The 22,261-nt window shown below is 36.9% G+C and carries 20 protein-coding genes; all 20 read left to right on the top strand.

What is annotated here, in order from left to right:
* Nucleotides 1-23: 23 nt before the first annotated feature.
* The 20 genes from ACMGGO_RS17240 to ACMGGO_RS17145 all read left to right on the top strand — a co-directional run bounded on the left by ACMGGO_RS17240 (nucleotide 24) and on the right by ACMGGO_RS17145 (nucleotide 22,258).
* A complete protein-coding gene (locus tag ACMGGO_RS17240; protein ID WP_048391537.1) occupies nucleotides 24-1,109 on the top strand; it encodes a BMP family lipoprotein in 1,086 nt (361 codons plus the stop codon).
* Between the two features lie 376 nt (nucleotides 1,110-1,485).
* Nucleotides 1,486-3,033: an ABC transporter ATP-binding protein gene (locus ACMGGO_RS17235; RefSeq protein ID WP_054550535.1), complete on the top strand. Its 1,548-nt coding sequence runs from the start codon at nucleotides 1,486-1,488 to the stop codon at nucleotides 3,031-3,033.
* Nucleotides 3,033-4,079 (top strand): ABC transporter permease, encoded by a 1,047-nt coding sequence (locus ACMGGO_RS17230; protein WP_004224945.1) that lies wholly within the window; start codon nucleotides 3,033-3,035, stop codon nucleotides 4,077-4,079. Before ACMGGO_RS17235 ends, ACMGGO_RS17230 begins: the two co-directional genes overlap by 1 nt.
* A 1-nt stretch (nucleotide 4,080) precedes the next feature.
* Nucleotides 4,081-5,040, top strand: coding sequence for an ABC transporter permease (locus ACMGGO_RS17225; RefSeq protein ID WP_048391533.1), 960 nt, complete (start codon nucleotides 4,081-4,083; stop codon nucleotides 5,038-5,040).
* A 168-nt stretch (nucleotides 5,041-5,208) separates the two neighbouring features.
* Nucleotides 5,209-6,480 carry an EF-P 5-aminopentanol modification-associated protein YfmF gene (gene yfmF / locus ACMGGO_RS17220; RefSeq protein ID WP_054550536.1) on the top strand — a complete coding sequence of 424 codons (1,272 nt, stop codon included), beginning with the start codon at nucleotides 5,209-5,211 and terminating at the stop codon, nucleotides 6,478-6,480.
* Entirely contained in the window at nucleotides 6,477-7,778 is a 1,302-nt protein-coding gene (gene yfmH / locus ACMGGO_RS17215; RefSeq protein ID WP_420282104.1) for an EF-P 5-aminopentanol modification-associated protein YfmH, read from the top strand. The genes yfmF and yfmH overlap by 4 nt, the downstream gene beginning before the upstream one ends.
* The gene (gene ymfI / locus ACMGGO_RS17210) at nucleotides 7,775-8,503 is read left to right on the top strand and encodes an elongation factor P 5-aminopentanone reductase (RefSeq protein ID WP_274771975.1); all 729 of its coding nucleotides are present in this window, start codon (nucleotides 7,775-7,777) and stop codon (nucleotides 8,501-8,503) included. Before yfmH ends, ymfI begins: the two co-directional genes overlap by 4 nt.
* Nucleotides 8,504-8,548: 45 nt before the next feature.
* Entirely contained in the window at nucleotides 8,549-8,806 is a 258-nt protein-coding gene (locus tag ACMGGO_RS17205; RefSeq protein WP_004224939.1) for a DUF3243 domain-containing protein, read from the top strand.
* A gap of 216 nt (nucleotides 8,807-9,022) precedes the next feature.
* Nucleotides 9,023-9,808: a DUF3388 domain-containing protein gene (locus ACMGGO_RS17200; RefSeq protein WP_026023397.1), complete on the top strand. Its 786-nt coding sequence runs from the start codon at nucleotides 9,023-9,025 to the stop codon at nucleotides 9,806-9,808.
* A 16-nt stretch (nucleotides 9,809-9,824) separates the two neighbouring features.
* Nucleotides 9,825-10,754, top strand: coding sequence for a helix-turn-helix domain-containing protein (locus tag ACMGGO_RS17195; protein ID WP_175400707.1), 930 nt, complete (start codon nucleotides 9,825-9,827; stop codon nucleotides 10,752-10,754).
* 47 nt (nucleotides 10,755-10,801) lie between these two features.
* A complete protein-coding gene (gene pgsA / locus ACMGGO_RS17190; RefSeq protein ID WP_004224936.1) occupies nucleotides 10,802-11,380 on the top strand; it encodes a CDP-diacylglycerol--glycerol-3-phosphate 3-phosphatidyltransferase in 579 nt (192 codons plus the stop codon).
* A gap of 16 nt (nucleotides 11,381-11,396) precedes the next feature.
* Nucleotides 11,397-12,656, top strand: a complete 1,260-nt coding sequence (locus ACMGGO_RS17185) for a competence/damage-inducible protein A (protein ID WP_054550950.1) — start codon at nucleotides 11,397-11,399, stop codon at nucleotides 12,654-12,656.
* Nucleotides 12,657-12,817: 161 nt separating this feature from the next.
* On the top strand, nucleotides 12,818-13,882 hold the full coding sequence (recA, locus tag ACMGGO_RS17180) for a recombinase RecA (RefSeq protein ID WP_016992835.1): 1,065 nt from the start codon (nucleotides 12,818-12,820) through the stop codon (nucleotides 13,880-13,882).
* 515 nt (nucleotides 13,883-14,397) lie between these two features.
* Nucleotides 14,398-15,957 carry a ribonuclease Y gene (gene rny, locus ACMGGO_RS17175; RefSeq protein ID WP_004224930.1) on the top strand — a complete coding sequence of 520 codons (1,560 nt, stop codon included), beginning with the start codon at nucleotides 14,398-14,400 and terminating at the stop codon, nucleotides 15,955-15,957.
* Between the two features lie 226 nt (nucleotides 15,958-16,183).
* Nucleotides 16,184-16,912 (top strand): YveK family protein, encoded by a 729-nt coding sequence (locus ACMGGO_RS17170; protein WP_420282103.1) that lies wholly within the window; start codon nucleotides 16,184-16,186, stop codon nucleotides 16,910-16,912.
* On the top strand, nucleotides 16,912-17,613 hold the full coding sequence (locus tag ACMGGO_RS17165; RefSeq protein WP_420282102.1) for a CpsD/CapB family tyrosine-protein kinase: 702 nt from the start codon (nucleotides 16,912-16,914) through the stop codon (nucleotides 17,611-17,613). The genes ACMGGO_RS17170 and ACMGGO_RS17165 overlap by 1 nt, the downstream gene beginning before the upstream one ends.
* 40 nt (nucleotides 17,614-17,653) lie before the next feature.
* Nucleotides 17,654-18,409, top strand: a complete 756-nt coding sequence (locus ACMGGO_RS17160; RefSeq protein ID WP_233732463.1) for a tyrosine-protein phosphatase — start codon at nucleotides 17,654-17,656, stop codon at nucleotides 18,407-18,409.
* Nucleotides 18,410-18,504: 95 nt separating this feature from the next.
* A complete protein-coding gene (locus ACMGGO_RS17155) occupies nucleotides 18,505-19,623 on the top strand; it encodes a glycosyltransferase family 4 protein (protein ID WP_420282101.1) in 1,119 nt (372 codons plus the stop codon).
* Nucleotides 19,624-19,737: 114 nt separating this feature from the next.
* A complete protein-coding gene (locus ACMGGO_RS17150) occupies nucleotides 19,738-20,928 on the top strand; it encodes a glycosyltransferase (protein ID WP_420282100.1) in 1,191 nt (396 codons plus the stop codon).
* Nucleotides 20,915-22,258: a hypothetical protein gene (locus tag ACMGGO_RS17145; protein WP_054550541.1), complete on the top strand. Its 1,344-nt coding sequence runs from the start codon at nucleotides 20,915-20,917 to the stop codon at nucleotides 22,256-22,258. Before ACMGGO_RS17150 ends, ACMGGO_RS17145 begins: the two co-directional genes overlap by 14 nt.
* The last annotated feature ends 3 nt before the right edge of the window (nucleotides 22,259-22,261 follow it).

Here is a 22,261-nt window from a genome sequence, read left to right as displayed (position 1 = left end):
AATACCTTTGGGGGGTTAATTAAATGAAAAAACGTAAATTTGGTTTAGTATTAACATCAGTATTAGCGGCAAGTGCTATTTTAGGTGCTTGTGGTACGAAAGACGACGAAAAGCCAGCGAAAGAAAATGACAATGCTTCAGGTGGCGAAAGCACAGAAGAAGCTTTCTCAGTAGCGATGGTTACTGACGTAGGTGGCGTTGATGACAAATCATTCAACCAATCTGCATGGGAAGGTGTACAAGCTTACGGTAAAGAGCATGATTTATCAAAAGGTGATGGTGGTTTTGACTACCTACAATCAGCTTCAGATGCTGACTATGAAACAAACTTAAACAACTTAGTTCGTCGTGACTTTAACTTAGTATTTGGTATCGGATTCATGATGGCTGATGCAATTGATGCAGTTGCTTCTGAAAATCCAGATAACCACTTTGCATTAATCGATGCTGAAGTAGAAGCAGACAACGTAGTAAACGTACTGTTCAAAGAGCAAGAAGGTGCTTTCTTAGCAGGTGTTGCTGCAGCGAAAACATCTAAAACAGGTAAAATCGGCTTCGTAGGCGGCGTTGATATTCCAGTTATTAACCGTTTCCACGCTGGTTTCGTTGAAGGGGCTAAAGCAGTAAACCCAGATATCGATATTCAAGTAAAATATACTGGTGCGTTTGATAAAGCAGATCTTGGTAAAATTACAGCGAACAGCATGTATTCTTCAGGTGTAGATGTAATCTTCCACGCTGCTGGTGCAACTGGTAACGGTGTATTCTCTGAAGCAAAAGAGCGTAAAGCGAAAGATCCAAATGCTGATGTATGGGTTATCGGTGTAGATGCTGACCAATACGAAGAAGGTAAAGTAGACGATAAAACAAACGTTACATTAACTTCTATGTTAAAAGGTGTTAATACAGCAGTAGTAGATATTTCAAATAGAGCGAAAAATGGTGATTTCCCAGGTGGAGAAACACTTGTTTACGGTTTAGCTGAAGACGGCGTTAAACTTGCGGATTCTCGCGGTGCGATTCCAGAAGATGTACAAAAAGTAATCGACGAATATAAAGAAAAAATTGCTAAGGGTGAAATCAAAGTTCCAGAAAAAGTGGAAAAATAATTCATCTTTTGATCATCATAAGGGACTCTTAGAAGGACCTTATGATGATTTTTCAATCTATCGTTATATTTAGATTATTCGCAATACTCTATTTAACTAGATTTATAGAAACCTTATAGAGGTAGTAATTATGATTTGAATAATGATGGTAACAAGTTAATAGAAGAAAGGTTTCTAACGATGACCTTTCCTGTATTAATTTAGCAAAACATCTACCTCTATAGGTGGGATATTAAATCGGTAATAAAATATAGCCTCTAGTAGAAAATTTATTACTGGACGTATGGCTTATCTGTACCATCCATCATGTAGCAGCAGATACTATACGCTAAGATGAAAATACTTAATAATAGTGCCTATTAAGGGAGTGACAAATTTGGATTATGTGATTGAAATGCTAGGAATCCGTAAAGAATTCGGTAATTTCGTGGCGAATAATAATATCACCCTCCAACTGAAACAAGGCGAGATTCATGCATTGCTAGGTGAAAATGGTGCAGGTAAATCGACTTTGATGAACGTCCTTTTTGGTTTGTATCAACCAGAGGGTGGCGAAATTCGTGTACGTGGGAAGGCTGTAAAAATTACAAACCCGAATATTGCCAATGATTTAGGGATTGGCATGGTGCATCAACATTTTATGTTGGTAGAAAACTTTACGGTAACAGAAAATATCATTTTAGGCACTGAGCCTACTAAAATGGGAATTGTGAATATAAAAGATGCGGCTAAGAAAGTACAAGCACTTTCTGAAAAGTATGGATTAGATGTTGATCCGAACGCCAAAATCGAGGATATCACGGTTGGTATGCAACAGCGTGTAGAAATATTAAAAACATTGTATCGTGGTGCCGAAATTTTAATTTTTGATGAACCAACTGCATCATTAACACCGCAAGAAATTACCGAATTAATTCAAATAATGCGCCGTCTTATCGCAGAGGGTAAATCCATTATTTTAATTACGCATAAGCTAAAAGAAATTATGGAAGTTTCAGACCGTGTGACGATTATCCGTAAGGGAGAAGGGATTGGCACAGTTGTAACCGCTGCCACAAATCCTGATCAGCTTGCTGAAATGATGGTTGGCCGTCAGGTTGAATTCAAAACGGAAAAAACGGATGCAACCCCGACTGACGAAGTGCTTGCGATTGAGAACTTGGTTGTTACAGACTATCGAAATATTGATAAAGTTAAAGGTCTTAATTTAAATGTTCGTAAAGGTGAAATCGTAGGTATTGCTGGTATTGATGGTAATGGTCAATCCGAGTTAATAGAAGCCATTACAGGTCTACGCAAAATTAAAAGTGGTAAAGTCAAGCTGAATGGTAAAGATATTACTAACATGAAGCCTCGTAAAATTACAGAGGAAGGCGTAGGACATATTCCACAAGACCGTCATAAGCATGGATTAGTTTTAGATTTCCCAATTGGTCATAATATTGCATTGCAAACATATTACCAATCTCCAATAGCGAAGGGCTTTGTGATGGACTATAAAAAGGTGTCAGAGAAAGCTCGCCAAATCATTAAAGAGTATGATGTGCGTACTGGTAATGGAGAGATGACACCAGCTCGTGCATTATCTGGTGGTAACCAACAAAAAGCAATTATTGGTCGTGAAATTGACCGTAACCCTGATCTACTAATTGCTGCTCTACCAACACGTGGACTTGACGTAGGAGCTATTGAATTCATTCATTCTCGTCTAATTGAGCAACGTGATAAAGGGAAAGCCGTTTTGTTAATCTCATTTGAATTAGATGAGGTGATGAATGTTTCGGATCGAATTGCTGTTATCTATGATGGACAAATTGTTGATGAGTTAAATCCGAAAGAAACGACTGAACAAGAGCTAGGCTTACTAATGGCAGGACAAAGTAAAAAAAATATAAAGCGTGATGCGAAGGAGGGGAACGACTAATGTCAAATCGTGTCATTAATATCCTCGTTCCTATCATCTCTATCATTATCGGTTTAATTGTAGGGGCTATCGTTATGGTAGTCAGTGGCTATGACCCAGTGCAAGGTTATATCGCTCTTTGGACAGGTATTTTTGGAGATTCATATTCAATCGGGAACACAATTCGTCAAATTACACCATATATTTTAGCAGGTCTTGCGGTAGCATTTGCATTCCGTACAGGGCTCTTCAATATCGGTGTTGAAGGTCAGCTAATTTTAGGTTGGCTAGCCGCTGCTTGGGTAGGTTATGCGTTTGAACTTCCTAAAATCATTCACTTACCATTAGCATTGCTTGCAGCAGCTGCTGCAGGTGCATTTTGGGCCTTTATTGCAGGTTTCTTAAAAGCGAAATTTAAAGTTCACGAAGTTATTGCGACAATTATGCTGAACTACACTGCACTTTATATTGCAAATGCAGTGATTAAAAAATTGTCCGATGGCAGCTTTAAAACAGAACGTATCCATGAGTCAGCTTCTTTACGTTCTCCGTTTTTAAGAGAGCTTACAGACAATTCAAGTCTTCACTATGGGATCATTGTTGCACTTTTAATGGTAGTTGTGATGTGGTTCATTTTAGAAAAAACAACACGTGGCTACGAGCTAAAAGCAGTAGGTTTTAACAAAAATGCTGCTGACTATGCAGGTATGAGTGTCAATAAAAATATCATTTTAGCTATGACGATTTCTGGTATGTTTGCAGGTCTTGGTGGTGCGATGGAAGCTTTAGGGACATTCCAAAACGCATCCATTAAACCTGGCTTTACGGGAATTGGGTTTGACGGTATCGCCGTTGCGCTTCTTGGAGCCAATACACCACTTGGAGTAGTGTTTGGAGCATCCCTTTTTGGTTCTTTAAAATATGGTGCATTAAATATGCCAAATGCTGCGGGTATTCCAGAAGAAATCGTATCCATTATTATTGCATTGATTATCTTCTTCGTTGCATCAGGCTATATTATTCGAGTAGGCTTACAAAAGCTGAGCAAGAAAAAGGAGGGACAATAACATGAGCTTTTTAGAAATGTTATATTTCATCATCCCTTCAGCGATTCTTTATGCAACACCTTTGATTTTTACGGCCATCGGTGGGGTATTCTCTGAACGCTCTGGTGTTGTCAACATCGGGCTAGAAGGCTTAATGATTGTCGGTGCGTTTGTTGGTATTTTTGTCAATTTAGAATTCGCTTCATCATTAGGGGCAGCAACAGTTTGGGTGGCAATGCTAGCAGCTGTTGTGATTGGTGCTGTGTTCTCACTTTTCCATGCTGTAGCTTCTATTTCTTTCCGTGCCGATCAAACGGTATCAGGGGTAGCTATTAACTTACTAGGTTTAGCTGCAACCGTATTCTTAGTAAAAATGATTTATGATAAAGGTCAAACAGATATGATTGACCAACCGATTCGTCGTTTCGGTGTCCCTTACTTAGAGGATATTCCGTTCTTCGGTCGTTTACTGTTCCATGATGTTTACAGCACATCTATTTTAGCGTTCGCTGTAGCATTCGGGGCATGGTTTATCATTTATAAAACGCCATTCGGCTTGCGTTTGCGTGCCGTGGGTGAACATCCAATGGCAGCAGATACAATGGGTATAAATGTAAATAAAATGCGCTATATTGCCGTGATGATTTCAGGGGCATTAGGTGGTCTTGGTGGTGCAGTGTATGCACAAACAATTACACACGACTTCTCACATGCAACAATTGCTGGTCAAGGTTTCATGGCTATTGCCGCAATGATTTTCGGGAAGTGGCATCCAATTGGAGCACTAGGTGCAGCCTTATTCTTCGGTTTAGCACAAACATTAAGTATTGCAGGGAATCAAATTCCGCTAATCGAGAATGTTCCAGCAGTATATCTACAAATTTTACCGTATGTGTTAACAATTCTTGCTTTAGCAGGCTTTATTGGTAAAGCAAACGCTCCAAAAGCGAGTGGACAACCTTATATTAAAGGTAAACGCTAAGAAAAGCATTTTAAGGACTGGGCCTATGCTCGGTCCTTTTTTTATTATAATTGGCGTAATTTTTAATTTTTCCCATACATACTTTGGATTCCTTTTGCAATTATAGACAATAGACATGTATAGTATGTGTAGTACATCGTTATATTAAGAAGGATAGGAGGGTTTCATATGTTTAAAACAATACCTTTTGCAAAAGGTGTCAATTTGCATATCCGACAAACGACCCAATTTAAAACCGTAAATTTTTCAATTAAATGGAGAAGAGCATTAACGGCTAAAAGTGCATCAGAGCGTACAGTATTAACAAATGTACTGCAGCACAGTAATGCTAAATATAAGACAACTGCTGCTTTTCGAAGCTTTTTAGATGACTTGTATGGTACAGTTTTGTATTTTGATACATCGAAGCGTGGAAATGAGCATACGGTTCTTATGAATGTAGAGACTGTTAATGATCATTATCTAGCAAATACAAGTGTCTTAAACGAAGTCCTTGGTTTATTGCATACAGCTATTTTTGAGCCTAATCTAGAAAATGGTGTCTTTAAGGAATCCGTTGTTGAGCGTGAGAAAAAGACAGTTATTCAACGTATTGAATCTATTTTTGACGATAAATCTCGCTTTGCTCAATTCCGTCTTCAACAAATCTTGAGACCAAATGAGCCAGCATCAATTTCAGCGAATGGTAGTGTCGAAGAAATTCAAAAGATTACCCCTGCCTCATTATTTGAGGCTTATCAATCGATGCTAGCTAACGACAAAATCGATATTTATGTAGCTGGAGACATTAATGAAGAGGAAATTGTTGCGAAATTAAAAAAAGCGCTACCATTTAAGGATCGTACTCCTGAGGAAGTTCCAGCAGTACTCCCCCAACAACATCCAGACAATGATTATGTAAGAGAACAGCATGAAATGAAACAAGGTAAACTTCATATTGGCTTTAGCACACCTGTTAGATTTGGTGATGCAGATTTCTCTAAGATGCAAATTTTTAATGGGATTTTTGGTGGATATCCACATGCTAAGCTGTTTATGAATGTTCGTGAAAAAGAGAGTCTTGCTTATTATGCTTCTAGTTCCTATGCTTCGCATTATGGACTTGTATTTGTTGTATCTGGGATTGAAGCTAAAAATGAAGAAAAAGCGCTATCTTTAATTAAAGAACAACTTGCCGTCATGCAGGCTGGGGACATTACAGATTTAGAGCTGGAGCAAACAAAGGCTATGCTGACGAATCAGCTAAAAGAATCCTTAGATTCGGCACGAGGTCAAATTGAAATTTTTGATCAATATAAGGATTTACCTGAGGAATTCTCAGTTCAAGCCTGGGCAAATAAGTGGAAAGCTGTGACAAAAGAAGATGTTGTTGCAATGGCAAAGCAAGTGCAGCTTGAAGCGGTCTATTTCTTATGTGGAAAGGAGCAAGCCGCACAATGAAAACAATAGAATTTAAACAATTAGATGAAATACTTTATTATGAAAAACTAGACAATGGCTTAGATGTTTATATATTGCCGAAAAAAGGCTTTTCCAAAACATTTGTTACATTTACAACAAAGTACGGCTCTGTCGATCGTACGTTCGTGCCAATTGGTGAAACAGAAAGTATTACTGTACCAGATGGTATTGCACACTTTTTAGAGCATAAAATGTTCGAAAAAGAGGATGGAGACGTTTTCCAAAAATTTAGCGAATATGGTGCTTCTGCGAATGCATTTACATCGTTTACGCGTACAGCTTATTTATTTTCATCTACTGACAATATTTATAAAAGTACAGAAACATTATTGAATTTTGTCCAAGAACCATACTTTACAGAAGCTACTGTCAATAAAGAAAAAGGAATTATCGGGCAAGAAATTACAATGTATGATGATCAACCAGACTGGCGTCTATACTTTGGCACAATCGAAAATATGTATCATCATCATCCTGTAAAGATTGATATCGCTGGTACAATTGAATCGATTGATGGCATTACAGCCGAGCACTTATATACGTGCTACAATACGTTTTATCATCCTTCGAATATGTTGTTATTTGTGATTGGTGCTGTTGAACCAGAAGAAATGATGACGTTTATTCGTGAGAATCAAGGTAAAAAAGAGTTCCCAGAACCAACGCCTATTCAACGCTTCTTTGATATAGAACCAACAGAGGTAGCTATGAAAGAACGTACATTAAATATGGATGTTCAAAAACCAAAAATTTATGTAGGTTTAAAAGCGAAAGACACTAATTTATCAGGTCAGGACATGTTAAAGCATGAGTTGTCGGTTCAAATTGCACTTGAGCTTATTTTTGGACGTACCTCTGATTTTTATGAACGTGTTTACGAGGAAGGTTTAATTGATGAGACTTATGCTTTTGATTTTACCTTAGAAAATGGTTTTGGGTTTGCCATGATCGGATCAGATTCAGCAGAGCCTGATAAATTGGCAAAAACGATTATGGACGAATTAGCAAAATATGAAGGAAATAGCCAGTTTGATCGTGCTGGTTTGGATCGTATAAAACGCAAAAAAATTGGGTTCTTCCTACGTGCACTAAATTCGATCGAGTTTATCGCAAACCAATTCACACGATATTCCTTTAATGACATGAATTTATTTGATGTAGTACCAGTACTTGAGACATTAACTGTGGATGATTTACAAAAAGCATTCGCTTCTATCCAAGGTGAAACACAGCAAACGGTCTTTAAAATTCTGCCAAGTAAGCAGGATGCACAGTGAAAAAATTTGCCCTTGTTTTAGGTGCATCAGGTGATATCGGTCATGCCATTTGTCAAAGCTTAGCTGAGGACGGCTGGTCTATCTATGTACATTATTCAAACAATCAAAATGCGGCACAGAGATTATGTGAAATGCTTTCCGAAAATTTCCCTGCACAAGAATTTATGCTTGTACAGGGGGATTTTTCAATTGTTAATGGAGCAGAATTAGTAGCCGCGCAAATTTTCAATGTGCAGGCTATTGTTTTTGCCAATGGACAAGCCCACTATTCATTGCTTGAAGATACGACAGTCGAGGATATGGATGCTTTATGGCGTGTTCATGTTCAAAATCCTATGAGACTAACAGCTTTACTTTCTGGAAAACTTCGCAAGCATGAAGTGAGCTATGTACTATTTATAGGTTCCATTTGGGGAGAAGCTGGCTCAGCGGGGGAGGCACTTTATGCAACTGTTAAGGGTGCGCAACATGCTTTTGTTAAATCCTATGCAAAAGAAGCGGCATTATCTCGGATTAGAGTGAATGCTATTGCTCCTGGTTTTATAAATACCTCAATGAACAGCCATCTAAATCAAGAAGAGCTTCAATACATTTTGGACGATATCCCACTAGGCTCCATTGGACAAACAAAAGATGTGGCTGAAATGGTACGTTTTTATTTGTCTGGTAAAGCTGATTATGTGACAGGACAAATCGTACGATTAAATGGAGGCTGGTACATATAATAATCTCTTTTGCACATACTACTTGTGTAAAGGAGGAGGAAGAATATGACCATTTTAGAAAACTGGCAAAAATGGACATCGTTTTTAGGACAAAACGTTATGCAAGCTGAATCAAGCGGTATGCCGAAGAAAATGATTCAAACGGCTGCTGTCCAAATTGGGGAATATTTGGCGACTAATGTCGATCCTAAAAACGAACAAGAGCGAGTGCTGTCGGATTTATGGGGCGTTGCCTCTGAAGATGAAAAACATGCATTAGCGAATTGTGTCATTAAGCTTGTACAAAATAAGCATGTGCAGTAAATAAAAGAGGAGAGCCAATCTCCTCTTTTTGCTATACAATAAACTTTTTATCTGTGAAAACGGGAACGTATGTAAGCCTATTTAACAGTCATCAAAAAAAATTAGTAAATAACACTGTAATTCCATGTATTCTAACTTTCCATTACATAAAAAATCAGCTATGATGGAACTTATAAAGGATTTTTTACGTTAACTAATAGGAAGGGAACGAGTGTGTTGAGCGATTGGTACTTTGAATATGAAATTCAGGTGAATCGCCCTGGATTATTAGGAGATATTGCTTCACTTTTAGGGATGCTTCGTGTCAATATTATATCAATAAATGGTGTAGATGAGGATCGACGTGGTATGTTAGTGCATACAGACAATGATGAGGCAATTGAGCGTTTTCGTACAATTGTTTCGACAATGGAACATATTAACGTAACCAAATTTCGACAACCAAAACTTCGCGACCGTTTAGCCATTAGGCATGGTCGTTATATTCCTCGAGATGCAGATGAAAAAAACACATTCCATTTCGTAAGAGATGAATTAGGTATTTTAGTCGACTTTATGGCAGAACTCTTTAAAAAAGAGGGACATAAGCTGATTGGTATTCGTGGCATGCCACGTGTTGGAAAAACTGAATCCATAGTAGCCGCCAGTGTCTGTGCCAATAAAAAATGGATCTTTTTATCATCTACAATGATTAAGCAAACAGTTCGTAATAAGCTTGTGGGAGATGAATTTAGTCGTAACAATATTTTTATTTTAGATGGTATTGTGACTCGACGTTCATCTGATGAGAAACATTTGCAATTAGTGCGTGAAATGATGAATATGCCTTGTATCAAAGTTGTAGAGCATCCAGATATGTTTGTTCAGCATTCAGAATATAAAATAGAGGATTTTGATTATATTATTGAACTACGTCATCACACTGATGAAGAAATTACTTATGAAATAATGGAAAAAAATCATATGTCCGAATCGGATTCTTTTGGAGGATTTAATTTTTAATTTGATGTTAAAGTAGGTGTTATTAGTGGCAGAATTAGGGACTCGACTGAAAGAGGCGAGACTGTCTAAAGGCTACAGCTTAGACGATTTACAAGAAATAACGAAAATCCAAAAACGTTATTTAGTAGGAATTGAAGAGGGCAATTATTCCATTATGCCTGGTTCGTTTTATGTACGAGCTTTTATCAAACAATATGCAGAAGCTGTTGGGTTGGATGCGGAAGAAATCTTAGAGACATATAAAAATGAACTACCGAGCACTCCAAACGATCAAGTAAGTCAATCGATGACGAATAGCCCCAGCAGAAGAAAAGTAACGAAAGGCCCTTCGAATAAAATGATGGAGGCTATGCCAAAAATCATTGTTGCTTTATTTATTGTAGTCATTATTGTGGCTATATGGGTGCTATGGCAATCAAAAAACAGTCCAGGGACAAGCGAAGAAGTAAATCCAACTCCTGAGATTGAATATGACACAAATGTCAAGCCAATTGATAGTGAGAAGGATAAAAAAGAACAAGAAAATAAAGATGCACAGAAAAATGATAAAGAAGATACAAAAGCTACAGAAGAAACACCAACTGATGAAGATGACACTGATCAAACTGAAGAGATGAAGCAAACAATTTCCGCGGGTACTGTTGAAGCAGATGGAGCGACAACTTCTTATACGTTAACAGGGACGGATACAATGAAACTGAAAATTGAAATATCAGGCCCTACATTTGTTGGTATTCGCAATCAACAGCAACAAGAAATCTTAACAGATACGCGTGTCTATAATGCCGGGGAAGTAGTTGAATTTGACGCCTCAACACAAAACTATGTTCGTATTCGTCTCGGTAATTCAACGCAAGCTAAAATCTATATTAATGACGAACTTCTAACGTATGCACAACAAATTGTAACGCAAAATATCGTCATCAATTTCAATAAAGAACAGTAGTCATCACATGATGACTACTTTCTTTCATCATGAAAGGTGTTAGAAAAATGAACATTCCAAATAAAATTACCATCTCTCGAATCTTACTTATTCCATTCTTTGTCATTGTTATGATGTTTGATTTTGGCTGGGGAACATTATCACTTTTTGGTGCAGAGATGCCAATTCATCATTTTATAGGCGCACTTATTTTTATCTTTGCTTCAACAACCGATTGGGTGGATGGTTATTACGCACGTAAGTATAATCTTGTAACGACATTTGGGAAATTTTTAGATCCCTTAGCTGACAAGTTACTTGTCTCAGCAGCCTTTATTTTAATGGTCGAGCTTAAGATGGCACCTGCTTGGGTAATTATCATTATTATTAGTCGTGAATTTGCTGTAACGGGTTTACGTTTGATTTTGGCAGGTGGAGGAGAAGTCGTAGCTGCCAATCAGCTTGGTAAAATTAAAACTTGGGCACAAATTGTAGCGATTGCTGCTGCTCTTTTACACAATACAATCTTTACATTGGTTGGTATTCCATTTGATACAATCATGCTCTATGTTGCATTGTTCTTTACACTTTGGTCAGGATGGGATTATTTCTATCTAAATCGACGTGTATTACTTGAGTCTAAATAAGAAAGGTCTTGGGATCATGAATGCTGAAATTCTTGCGGTTGGCTCAGAACTATTATTAGGTCAAATTACGAATACAAATGCGAGATTTATCTCAAGCCAGCTATCCGAGCTTGGCATCAACGTTTTCTATCATACCGTAGTAGGCGATAATGCAAAGCGTTTAGAACAAGCTATCGAAGTGGCAGAGTCTCGTGCAGATCTCATTATTTTTTCGGGAGGACTTGGTCCAACAAAAGATGATTTAACGAAGGAAACGATTGCACGTCATCTTGGTGTTTCTCTTGAGTTTGATGAAGTAGCATTGACGTATATTGAGCAATTTTTTGCTAAACGAGGACGTCCAATGACGGAAAATAATCGTAAACAGGCATTAATTTTAGCTGGGAGTGAAGTATTAGCTAATCACCATGGAATGGCTCCAGGTATGATCTTCACAAAAAATGATCGCACTTATATTTTATTACCAGGACCTCCAAAAGAGTTAGAACCAATGTTTCAATTTGAGGCTAAACCTAAACTTGCTGCGATGCTTAATGATGGAGGGATCATTGCATCACATGTTATGCGATTTTATGGAATTGGTGAGGCCGAGCTTGAAGTACAAGTTCAAAATATTTTAGATGCACAAACCAATCCAACAGTTGCTCCACTTGCTTCTGATGGTGAGGTAACGTTACGCGTAACAGCTAAAGCCGCAACAGAGCAACAAGCTGGCCAGCTTATTAAGGCAAAGGTTGCAGAAATACAAGCACTTGTTGGTGATTATCAATATGGTGTAGATGATGATTCCCTTGCCTCAAAAACGGTAGAAATGCTACTGGATAATGAGCTAACAATTGCGGCTGCAGAAAGTTTAACTGCTGGTTTATTTCAATCTGAACTTGCGGAAATTCCAGGGGTAGGCAATGCACTTATAGGAGGCGTTGTTACCTATGCAGCAGATGCGAAAGTAAAACAGCTAGGCATTTCACAAGAATTAATTGATACACATGGTGTTGTGAGTGCTGAGTGTGCAGCGGCAATGGCAAGTGCTGTTCGTGAGAAATTTGCTACAAATATTGGGATTGGTCTTACAGGAGAAGCAGGTCCCACTGCACACGATCATCAGCCAGTAGGTACGGTTTGGATTGGTATTGCCATAAATGACGAGGAGCCGCTTACATATTTACTTCATTTATCAGGCATGCGGAATACGAATCGACTCCGTGCGGTGAAATTTACATGCCATTATTTAATGCAGCTTTTAGAAGAACGTGGCTACACAAAACGTTATTAAAATAGAGTAAAACATAGGAATTTGGGTAGAGGAAAACTATCCAAATTTTTATTTTGAAGAAAAATCGAATAAATGTTCGCTTTTTTCTTGCGTGTTTTCTCAAAAACAAGTATAGTAGAGATAGATAAAAACAGTGAACAGTTTTCGAAGGAGGAAAATGAATGAGTGATCGTAAAGCAGCCTTAGAACAGGCTCTAAAACAAATTGAAAAGAATTTTGGTAAAGGTTCCATCATGAAACTCGGTGAAAAAACCGATTTAGAAATTGCGACATCTTCAAGTGGTTCACTTGCACTTGATGCTGCATTAGGAGTGGGTGGATATCCACGTGGACGTATTATTGAAGTATACGGTCCAGAATCATCGGGTAAAACAACTGTTGCTCTACATGCCATTGCTGAAGTACAAGCAACAGGTGGACAAGCAGCATTTATCGACGCTGAGCACGCATTAGACCCGATCTATGCACAAAAATTAGGTGTCAATATTGATGAGCTATTATTATCACAGCCCGACACAGGTGAGCAAGCACTTGAAATCGCAGAAGCATTAGTGCGCAGTGGTGCTATTGATATTATCGTCATTGACTCTGTTGCTGCCTTAGTGCCAAAAGCTGAAATTGAAGGGGATATGGGTGACTCTCATGTCGGCCTACAAGCACGTCTAATGTCTCAAGCTTTACGTAAACTTTCAGGCGCGATTAATAAATCAAAAACCATTGCTATTTTCATTAACCAAGTTCGTGAAAAAATTGGTGTCATGTTCGGTAATCCAGAAACAACACCAGGTGGACGTGCGCTTAAGTTCTACAGCTCTGTCCGTTTAGAAGTGCGTCGTGCAGAAGCTATTAAACAAGGTAATGATATTGTTGGTAACCGTACTAAAATTAAGATTGTTAAAAATAAAGTAGCACCACCTTTCCGTACAGCTGAAGTAGATATTATGTATGGAGAAGGAATTTCTAAAGAAGGCGAAACAGTCGATTTAGGCGTAGAATTAGACATTGTACAAAAAAGTGGTTCTTGGTATGCATATGGCGATGAGCGCTTAGGTCAAGGACGAGAAAATGCTAAACAGTATTTAAAAGAAAATACTGCTGTCCTAGAAGACATAGCAAATAAAATCCGAGCTTCTTATGGTATTGCAGCTTCTTCTTATACAATTGCTGCCCATGATGATGAAGAAGAGATGGATGAAGAATTAATGTTACTTCTGGAAGAAGAATAATTAATGATTGCATTGTTCCCACTTTATTGAGGGGGCAATGCATTTTTTTGTCTATATTCTTAAATTTTTACACATAATAAGAGAGAGGCTATGTGTTTATTTCTTATGTACTGTTTTTTTTAAAATTGTATTTAACATGAAAAATTTTCTAGTGAAATAGTAATAGGGAAAAAATTCACTGAATGGATAGGACTTACTTTTTTTGGCTAAGGTGGCGAACATACGCCTGACTATCCTTGACAGAGCATGAGGCTAGCTATACAATTAAATATGTATAATTTCTGAATTATGACTTTAAATAGGCAGTACATTTTATCCTCATTTAGCAAATGTTTTATAGTGAAATATCCTTTAAAATGGATGTCTAAACGCCTACTGGATGAAGATAATGCCTTTGGCCAATGAAACGGGTTTTGCATAAATTTTAACAAAATCTGGTGCATTTTAGCTAAGGCGACATAGATGTATGCGCCGACTGAAACTGTAATACCCAAATAGCAAGAGGAGGTGTTCATATGGATGGAATTACTATCATCTCCGCTTTGCTTGGACTCATCGTTGGTGCCGCTGTTAGCTATATCTACATGAAAAAAGTGAATGACTCAAAAATCACTGGTGCTAAACATGTCGCTGAAACAATCGTTGAAGAAGGAAAACGAGAAGCGGAGGCAATGAAGAAAGAAGCACTACTTGAAGCCAAAGATGAAACTCACAAATTTCGTACTGAAGCTGAAAATGACATTCGTGAACGTCGTTTAGAACTTCAAAAACAAGAGAACCGTTTATTGCAAAGAGAAGAGAATCTTGATCGCAAAGATGATGCTCTAAATAAGAGAGAAGCTGGCTTAGAGCGCAAAGAACAAGCTCTAGCTGAAAGACAACAGCATATTGAACAGATGGAGAGCAAAGTGGACGAGCTCATGGCATCACAAAAAACAGAGTTAGAACGTATTTCTGCTTTAACTAGGGATGAAGCTAAATCAATTATCCTCAATGAAGTAGAAAAAGAGTTATCAACTGATATTGCTGTGATGACGAAAGAAGCTGAAACACGTGCGAAAGAAGACTCAGATAAAAAAGCACGTGAAATTTTATCATTAGCACTACAACGCTTTGCTGCAGATCATGTAGCAGAAACAACTGTATCTGTTGTGAACTTGCCAAATGATGAAATGAAGGGACGTATTATTGGTCGCGAAGGCCGTAATATCCGTACATTGGAAACGTTAACAGGAATTGATTTAATTATTGATGATACGCCAGAAGCGGTTATATTATCAGGCTTTGATCCAATTCGCCGTGAAACAGCTCGACTTGCACTTGAAAAACTTGTACAGGATGGTCGTATTCACCCAGCTCGTATTGAGGAAATGGTGGAAAAAGCTCGACGTGAAGTGGATGAACAAATTCGCGAAACAGGTGAGCAAACTACATTTGAAATTGGTATTCATAACTTACATCCAGATTTAATGAAAATTTTAGGCCGCATGAAATATCGTACAAGCTATGGACAAAATGTTCTAAAACATTCAATTGAAGTCGCACATTTAGCAGGATTACTTGCTGCTGAACTTGGTGAAGATGTAGCATTGGCTCGTCGTGCAGGCTTATTACATGATATTGGAAAAGCAATTGATCATGAAGTTGAAGGAAGCCACGTCGAAATCGGTGTGGAATTAGCAACAAAGTATAAGGAACACCCAGTTGTCATTAATAGTATTGCTTCGCATCATGGTGATACTGAAGCAACATCTGTTATTGCGGTATTAGTCGCTGCAGCTGATGCATTATCAGCAGCTCGTCCAGGTGCACGTAGTGAAACACTTGAAAACTATATCCGCAGACTTGAAAAGTTAGAGGAAATTTCAGAAAGCTATGATGGCGTAGAAAAATCTTATGCGATTCAAGCTGGACGTGAAATTCGTATTATTGTACAACCTGAAAAAATTGATGATTTAGCGTCTCATCGTCTTGCGCGTGATATTCGCAAACGTATTGAGGAAGAACTCGATTATCCAGGTCATATTAAAGTAACAGTTATTCGCGAAACACGTGCTGTGGAATACGCGAAATAAATATTAAAATAATAGGCATCCCTTGACCAAGGTCAGGGGGTGCCTTTTTGTATGTGAATAAATTCGATGTGATCTACCCAGTAAGAATAAATGGATGATTCCAACAATATAGTATGGAATAAAGCATAGTGAACTAGCCTCAACATGAATACCTTTTAAAAATTAACCAGCCTAGTTATACTCCATTTTTACAACTGGTTTATGTTTTGACAAGGAGTGAAGAGCATTGAAAGAAACAATCACATTACAAGATATATTGAAAATAGTCCGAGAAAACTTTCTTTTTATCATAAGTTTTACACTTTTTGCAGCGTTGGTTACAGCCTTTATTAGCATCTTTGTGTTAAAACCTACCTATGAGGCAGAAACGCAAATTTTAGTTAATCAAAAAAATATAGAGCAACCACATTTAGGTGTACAACAGGTTGAAACAGATCTCCGACTTATTAATACGTATAACATTATCATAACAAGTTCTGCTATTTTATCTAAAGTTATAAATAAGCTAGATTTGGATGTCACACCTGAAGTTTTAATGGATCAAATTACTGTATCTAGTGCCAATAACTCACAAGTTGTCAATATTAATGTTGTAGACAAGCAAGCAGGGTTGGCTGTCGAAATTGCCAATACAATAGCAGATGTGTTTCAAGAGGAGATCCAAGTTTTAATGACGGTTGATAATGTTAATATTTTGTCAGTTGCACATTTAGATAAGGAACCTGTACCGATTGCGCCAAATAAAACCCTTTATATAGTAGCAGCCTCGTTTATTGGTTTTGTTTTAAGTGCTGCTCTCATAATCATAATAGAGAGCTTAGATACTACAATCAAGACGGAGCAAGATATTGAAGAGCTAATAGGACTACCGATTATTGGCTTGATTAGTCAAATTAGTGATGCTCACAATAAAAGCACTAGGATAAAATCTCGTAAAACGAGGAGAGGATCATAATGTTTTGGAAAAAAAAGAAAAAGAAGAAGTTAGTGAAAATGGGACGAAAACTTGTGACGATTGCAAATGGCCATTCTTTTATTTCTGAACAATTTCGAACAATCCGAACAAATATTACTTTTTCAATGCCTGATAGAGAAATTAAAACAATATTAGTAACATCTGCAACACCAGGTGAAGGAAAGTCAACCAATGCAGCCAATATAGGTGTTGTTTTCGCACAAGAAGGAAAACGGGTCGTCATCGTAGATGCAGATTTACGAAAACCAACAATGCATTATACGTTTCTATTGCAAAATGCTAGAGGTCTATCAAATTTACTAACAAGACATTTTACAATTTCCGAAGTCGTCAATAATACAGATATTGCTAATCTATATGTCTTGACAAGTGGGCCTATTCCCCCCAATCCTGCAGAGTTACTAGCTTCTACCTTAATGGGGAGTGTAATTGAGGAACTAAAGAAAGAGTTTGACATCATTATTTTTGATGCGCCACCCCTATTATCTGTAACAGATGCTCAAATTTTGTCTAATAAATGTGATGGTACATTATTAATTGTGAACAGTGGAGTTGCAGAAAATGAAAGTGTGTTAAAAGCAAAGTCAAGCCTTGAAGCCTCAAAAGCAAATATTTTAGGCGTAGTATTAAATAACTATAAAATGCCACTCCATCAATATTATGAGCAATATTATCGTTAATTCAAGTATCTAGACAGGGAAGTGAAGTACAGTGATTGATATGCACAGTCATATATTATTTGATGTCGATGATGGTCCGAAAACGATTGAAGAGACACTTTGTTTATTTGAGCAGGCAGTTTTGGAGGGGATTTCAACGATTGTTTCCACTTCGCATGCTTTACATCCATTGTATAATGTCCCCTTTGATGTCGTGAATGAGCAAATTGTACAGTTACAAATGGCAATTGACCAACGTAATATGCCGTTAAAACTTTACACGGGACAAGAGGTACGCTTGGCAGGTAACATTCTAGAATTGTATGAAAAAAAACAATTACATACATTAGCAAATTCCAATTATTTGCTGTTGGAACTTCCCTCTAATCATATTCCCAAATATACAAAGGATATCATTTACTCGTTATTAACAGCAGGCATAACACCAATTATTGCACACCCAGAGCGAAATAGAGTCATTTCAGAAAATCCAAGTCATTTGGAACAAATTATACGCGAGGGGGCAGTTGCACAAATTACATCAGGGAGTTTAGCAGGATTGTTTGGCAAAACCGTCCAAAAACTTTCGCTAAATTTAGTGCGCTCGAATCTTGTCCATACATACGGTTCAGATGTGCATAACTTAAATACACGTCCTTTCTTATTTGAAAAGGGACTTAGATTTTTAGAAAAACAAAAAGATTTGGATATGGTAGAATTTTTGCTTGAAAATAACGAACGAATCATTAATAATCTTCCATTAATTGTATATGAACCAGATGATACTTTCACAAAAAAATGGTGGAAGTTTTTTTAAAATGGGAAAGCACCTTTAAGTTGTAAGGACATAAAAGGAAGCGAAAAGTAGCTGAAGCACTAGAGACATTCAGTGTTTAAGGGGGGGCATATGAGATGCGAGTTGTTTTTATGAGGAGTAACCCTGTTTCTCCAGATCCAAGGGTTGAAAAGGAAGCACATTGCCTTGCGAAAAATAATTGGAAGGTTCACATTTTAGCTTGGGATAGAGATAAAAAATATAAAATAAAGAACCAGCTGTTAGAAGGTGAACAGGCAATTCGTATTACAAGGTTTGGTATTCCGGCAACATTTGGAGGAGGTTTGAAAAAGAACTTAGTCCCATTTATAAATTTTCAACTTAAACTTCTTCAATGGTTACTTCGCCATAAAAATACGTATGATATGATTCACGCTTGTGATTTTGATACAGCGTTAATAGGTACAATATGTGGGAAATTACTTCGTAAAAAAGTAATCTACGACGTATTTGATTCGTATACTTCACCATTTTATGGACCGGAGATTATTGGAAAGGTCATTGCTAGTCTAGATATACGCCTTATGAATAGTGTGGATGCAGTCATTATATGTACAGAAAAGCGCAAAGAACAGATTGCTAAAGCTTCACCTAAAAAAATAGAGGTCATATATAATACTCCACGTTATATAGATTCCAATGATTGCTTAGAGTTGAATCCGAAAAAAGTAAAAATAGTCTATGTAGGTATACTTACTGAAAATCGATTGATTAGTGAATTGGTTGAAGTAGTAAAAAATACGCCAAGTTATGAGCTGCATATTGGTGGATTTGGTAAGTTAGCTGATACATTGCTGCAAGCTTCGAAAATGCATGACAATATACACTTTTATGGTAAGTTACCCTATGAAAAAACAATAGAGTTAGAAAATAGTTGTGACATTATGACGGCTATTTATGATCCTACCATCTCTAACCATTATTATGCTGCACCTAATAAATTCTATGAAGCATTAATGCTTGGTAAGCCTTTGATTATGGTGAAAAATACGGGAATGTCAGAAGTAGTTGCAACAAATAATTTTGGAGAACTTATTGATTACAATAGAGAGAGTTTACAAAACGGAATTGAGAATTTGGTAAAGCGTAGAAAAGAATGGCCAGAAATTTCTCGTGAAATGAAGGCACTGTACGAAGAAGGTTACAGCTGGGCGAAAATGGAGAAACGGATAACAGATTTATACAGTAATTTATAAAAGCTATGCGGAGTGTGAGCAGCAAAGGGAGTAGCTCGTAGCGGCTATCGATCCGTTTTTTATTTACGTAAGAGCAATATGAAAATTTACAGTAGTATTTTTAGGGGGGCTAATATGAAAATATTATTTGTTGCACAAAATTTTCAAATGGGTGGCATCCAAAAGGCGTTAATTAATATGCTAAAAGAAATCAGCCTCTACGAGAAATATGAGATAGATGTTTTCACATTTAGTGGAGGGGAATTAATGAACGATATTCCCTCCAATGTGAAGGTAACTACAGGGAACTTACTGTTACAACTAATTGCTACACCTTTTGCTGAAGTGAAAAAAAGAAATAACGTATGGCATATTATTTTACGCATTGTGTGTATGATAGTTGTTCGATTAATAGGTTCCCATAACTTCTATTCGATGCTTTTAAAAAAACATCGCAATAATTGTCATTATGATATCGCCATATCTTATTTTAATGATGTACCCAATCAATACTTCAATAAGGGGACCAATTTATTTGTAGATCAGTTTGTGATAGCAGATCGTAAGTTAGCATGGATTCATACAGATCCCATTAAAGCGAATTTTAATTATGAGGCTTGTGTCAAAACCTATAAAAATTTTGATCGATTGTTATGTGTTTCAGTAGCATGTAAGGAAAATTTAATACATTTTCTTCCACAATATCAACATAAAATTCAAGTGGTTTATAATTTTTTTCCAATCGAAGAGATTAAAGAACTGGCATGTCAATATACACCGTTTCATAAAAGCGAGTTGGATTTAATATCTGTCGGGCGAATTGAAAATAGTACAAAAAGGTTCGACCTTATTCCACATCTGTGTAAGTTGTTAAAGGAAGCTTCTATAAATAATTTTCGCTGGCGCATTTTAGGGGATGGACCAGACCTACTTTCAAATCAGCAATTAGCTTTGCAACTAGGTGTAGAGGATGTAGTTGAATTTGTAGGAGAAATGAAAAATCCCTATCCATTTATAAAATGTAGTGATGTATTCGTTTTAACATCTGCCTACGAAGGCTATCCAATGGTCATTGGGGAGGCATTAATTGTACAAACGCCTGTTATTACAACGGACTTTGCCGCAGCAGGTGAACAAATTTGTAATGGTCATAACGGATTGATAACAGGCTTTAACATTCAAGACATCTTTCAAGTCATTTCTAGTGTTATGAAAAATACAGAATTACTACACAATATGAAAAATTACATAGAGGAAAATCACTACACAAACAAAAAAGCTCAAGAGCAACTTGTATTGGAGTTTGATGTACATGATAGAATCTAAGAATTTTAGTGTGCTCATTTGTATAATTTCAAGTATCTTTGTCGTATTCAAAATATATACAGGTAGTAATCTATTTCTCTGGCTCTTCTTCCTTTTAACTAGTTTGGCGATGCTGCTAGATAAGCAGCAGCATCGAATTGACTATTTATTGTTTTTTATTTCGTGGGTGTATGTCATTAAATTCGATATATCAGGATACTCACTGCTTGTTGTACTTAGTTCTTTCTATATTTTGTTAAGTATTTTGACGCTCTTTTTACAAAAGCAAGGTATTTCAAAACGACTCCTATTAACCTATTTTTTATTTGCATTTTATACGGTGGCCGTAACGATAGTTAGTGGTGGTAATCTTATTGCAGTTTTAGGCTTTGTGTTGAATTATAGTGTGCTCTTTTGTGCAATATTGACCCTCGATGATAAGGCATATTTCAGAAGGTATACGTATATCTATGCATCGGGTTTACTAGCTGCTTCAATCGTTCGATTGATTAGTTATTCTATCCCAGAAATTGATCATTTCATAGAGTCAATGACCATTGTGAATACAGTGAAGACAATGAACTCGATTAGTACAAGATTTACGGGTTTAGATTTAGATCCAAATTACTTTAGTTTGCAAGTATTAATAGCTATGGCTTGTTTATTAGTGCTTTTTAATCTGGATGGAAAAAAGGAGAAAAAGTCAATTGTATTACTCGTGATATTAGCATTTTTTGGCATACTGACATATTCCAAAATGTTTATTATTACATTAATCGTTTTCATTATGATGACATTTGTTGTATTCATTAGAAATAATGTGAAGACTGCTATTAAATTTTCGTCTTTTATCGTGATTATTTGTGGGGGTGCCCTCTATTTTTTTTACGAGAAGTTATTCGAAATTTATTGGATTCGGTTTTTTGGGTCAGGAATATCGACAGATGCCATTACCACTGGTCGAGTGAGTAGTTGGAGCCTATTTGTAAATGAAATCCTTCAAAACACGAAAGTATTTGTTTTGGGTGCAGGCTTTGGCACAAGCTTTGCGAAGGTAAAGATGGCACATACAATGTACTTATCAACTCCCTATTATATAGGTTTAATCGGAATAGTCTTGTCAGTACTATACATTTCAAGCCTCTATAAAGTACTTAGAGAGAATGTCGGAATTATGAATAGACCAGGCTTTCAAATCCTTTCAATCAACGCTATTCCTCTCTATATCATGTTAATAGCGAATATAGGACTTGATTCATTTGTCATGGATTATTTTCCATATCATATTTTATTAATTATGTTTGCACTGACTATGAGTAAAAGTAAGGGAACTACTATGAATGAGAGGTGAGGT

Origin of the sequence: Lysinibacillus sp. BNK-21, assembly GCF_048684915.1 — a bacterium.
Taxonomy (GTDB): Bacteria; Bacillota; Bacilli; order Bacillales_A; family Planococcaceae; genus Lysinibacillus; species Lysinibacillus capsici.
This window is presented reverse-complemented; position numbering and strand designations above follow the sequence as displayed.

Excerpts from the sequence above, each read along its gene's own strand:
- ACMGGO_RS17240 (WP_048391537.1), top strand. The coding sequence starts at position 24 with ATGAAAAAACGTAAATTTGGTTTAGTATTAACATCAGTATTAGCGGCA.
- ACMGGO_RS17230 (WP_004224945.1), top strand. The coding sequence starts at position 3,033 with ATGTCAAATCGTGTCATTAATATCCTCGTTCCTATCATCTCTATCATT.
- ACMGGO_RS17225 (WP_048391533.1), top strand. The coding sequence starts at position 4,081 with ATGAGCTTTTTAGAAATGTTATATTTCATCATCCCTTCAGCGATTCTT.
- yfmF (WP_054550536.1), top strand. The coding sequence starts at position 5,209 with ATGTTTAAAACAATACCTTTTGCAAAAGGTGTCAATTTGCATATCCGA.
- yfmH (WP_420282104.1), top strand. The coding sequence starts at position 6,477 with ATGAAAACAATAGAATTTAAACAATTAGATGAAATACTTTATTATGAA.
- ACMGGO_RS17205 (WP_004224939.1), top strand. The coding sequence starts at position 8,549 with ATGACCATTTTAGAAAACTGGCAAAAATGGACATCGTTTTTAGGACAA.
- pgsA (WP_004224936.1), top strand. The coding sequence starts at position 10,802 with ATGAACATTCCAAATAAAATTACCATCTCTCGAATCTTACTTATTCCA.
- ACMGGO_RS17185 (WP_054550950.1), top strand. The coding sequence starts at position 11,397 with ATGAATGCTGAAATTCTTGCGGTTGGCTCAGAACTATTATTAGGTCAA.
- recA (WP_016992835.1), top strand. The coding sequence starts at position 12,818 with ATGAGTGATCGTAAAGCAGCCTTAGAACAGGCTCTAAAACAAATTGAA.
- rny (WP_004224930.1), top strand. The coding sequence starts at position 14,398 with ATGGATGGAATTACTATCATCTCCGCTTTGCTTGGACTCATCGTTGGT.
- ACMGGO_RS17165 (WP_420282102.1), top strand. The coding sequence starts at position 16,912 with ATGTTTTGGAAAAAAAAGAAAAAGAAGAAGTTAGTGAAAATGGGACGA.
- ACMGGO_RS17160 (WP_233732463.1), top strand. The coding sequence starts at position 17,654 with ATGCACAGTCATATATTATTTGATGTCGATGATGGTCCGAAAACGATT.
- ACMGGO_RS17155 (WP_420282101.1), top strand. The coding sequence starts at position 18,505 with ATGCGAGTTGTTTTTATGAGGAGTAACCCTGTTTCTCCAGATCCAAGG.
- ACMGGO_RS17150 (WP_420282100.1), top strand. The coding sequence starts at position 19,738 with ATGAAAATATTATTTGTTGCACAAAATTTTCAAATGGGTGGCATCCAA.
- ACMGGO_RS17145 (WP_054550541.1), top strand. The coding sequence starts at position 20,915 with ATGATAGAATCTAAGAATTTTAGTGTGCTCATTTGTATAATTTCAAGT.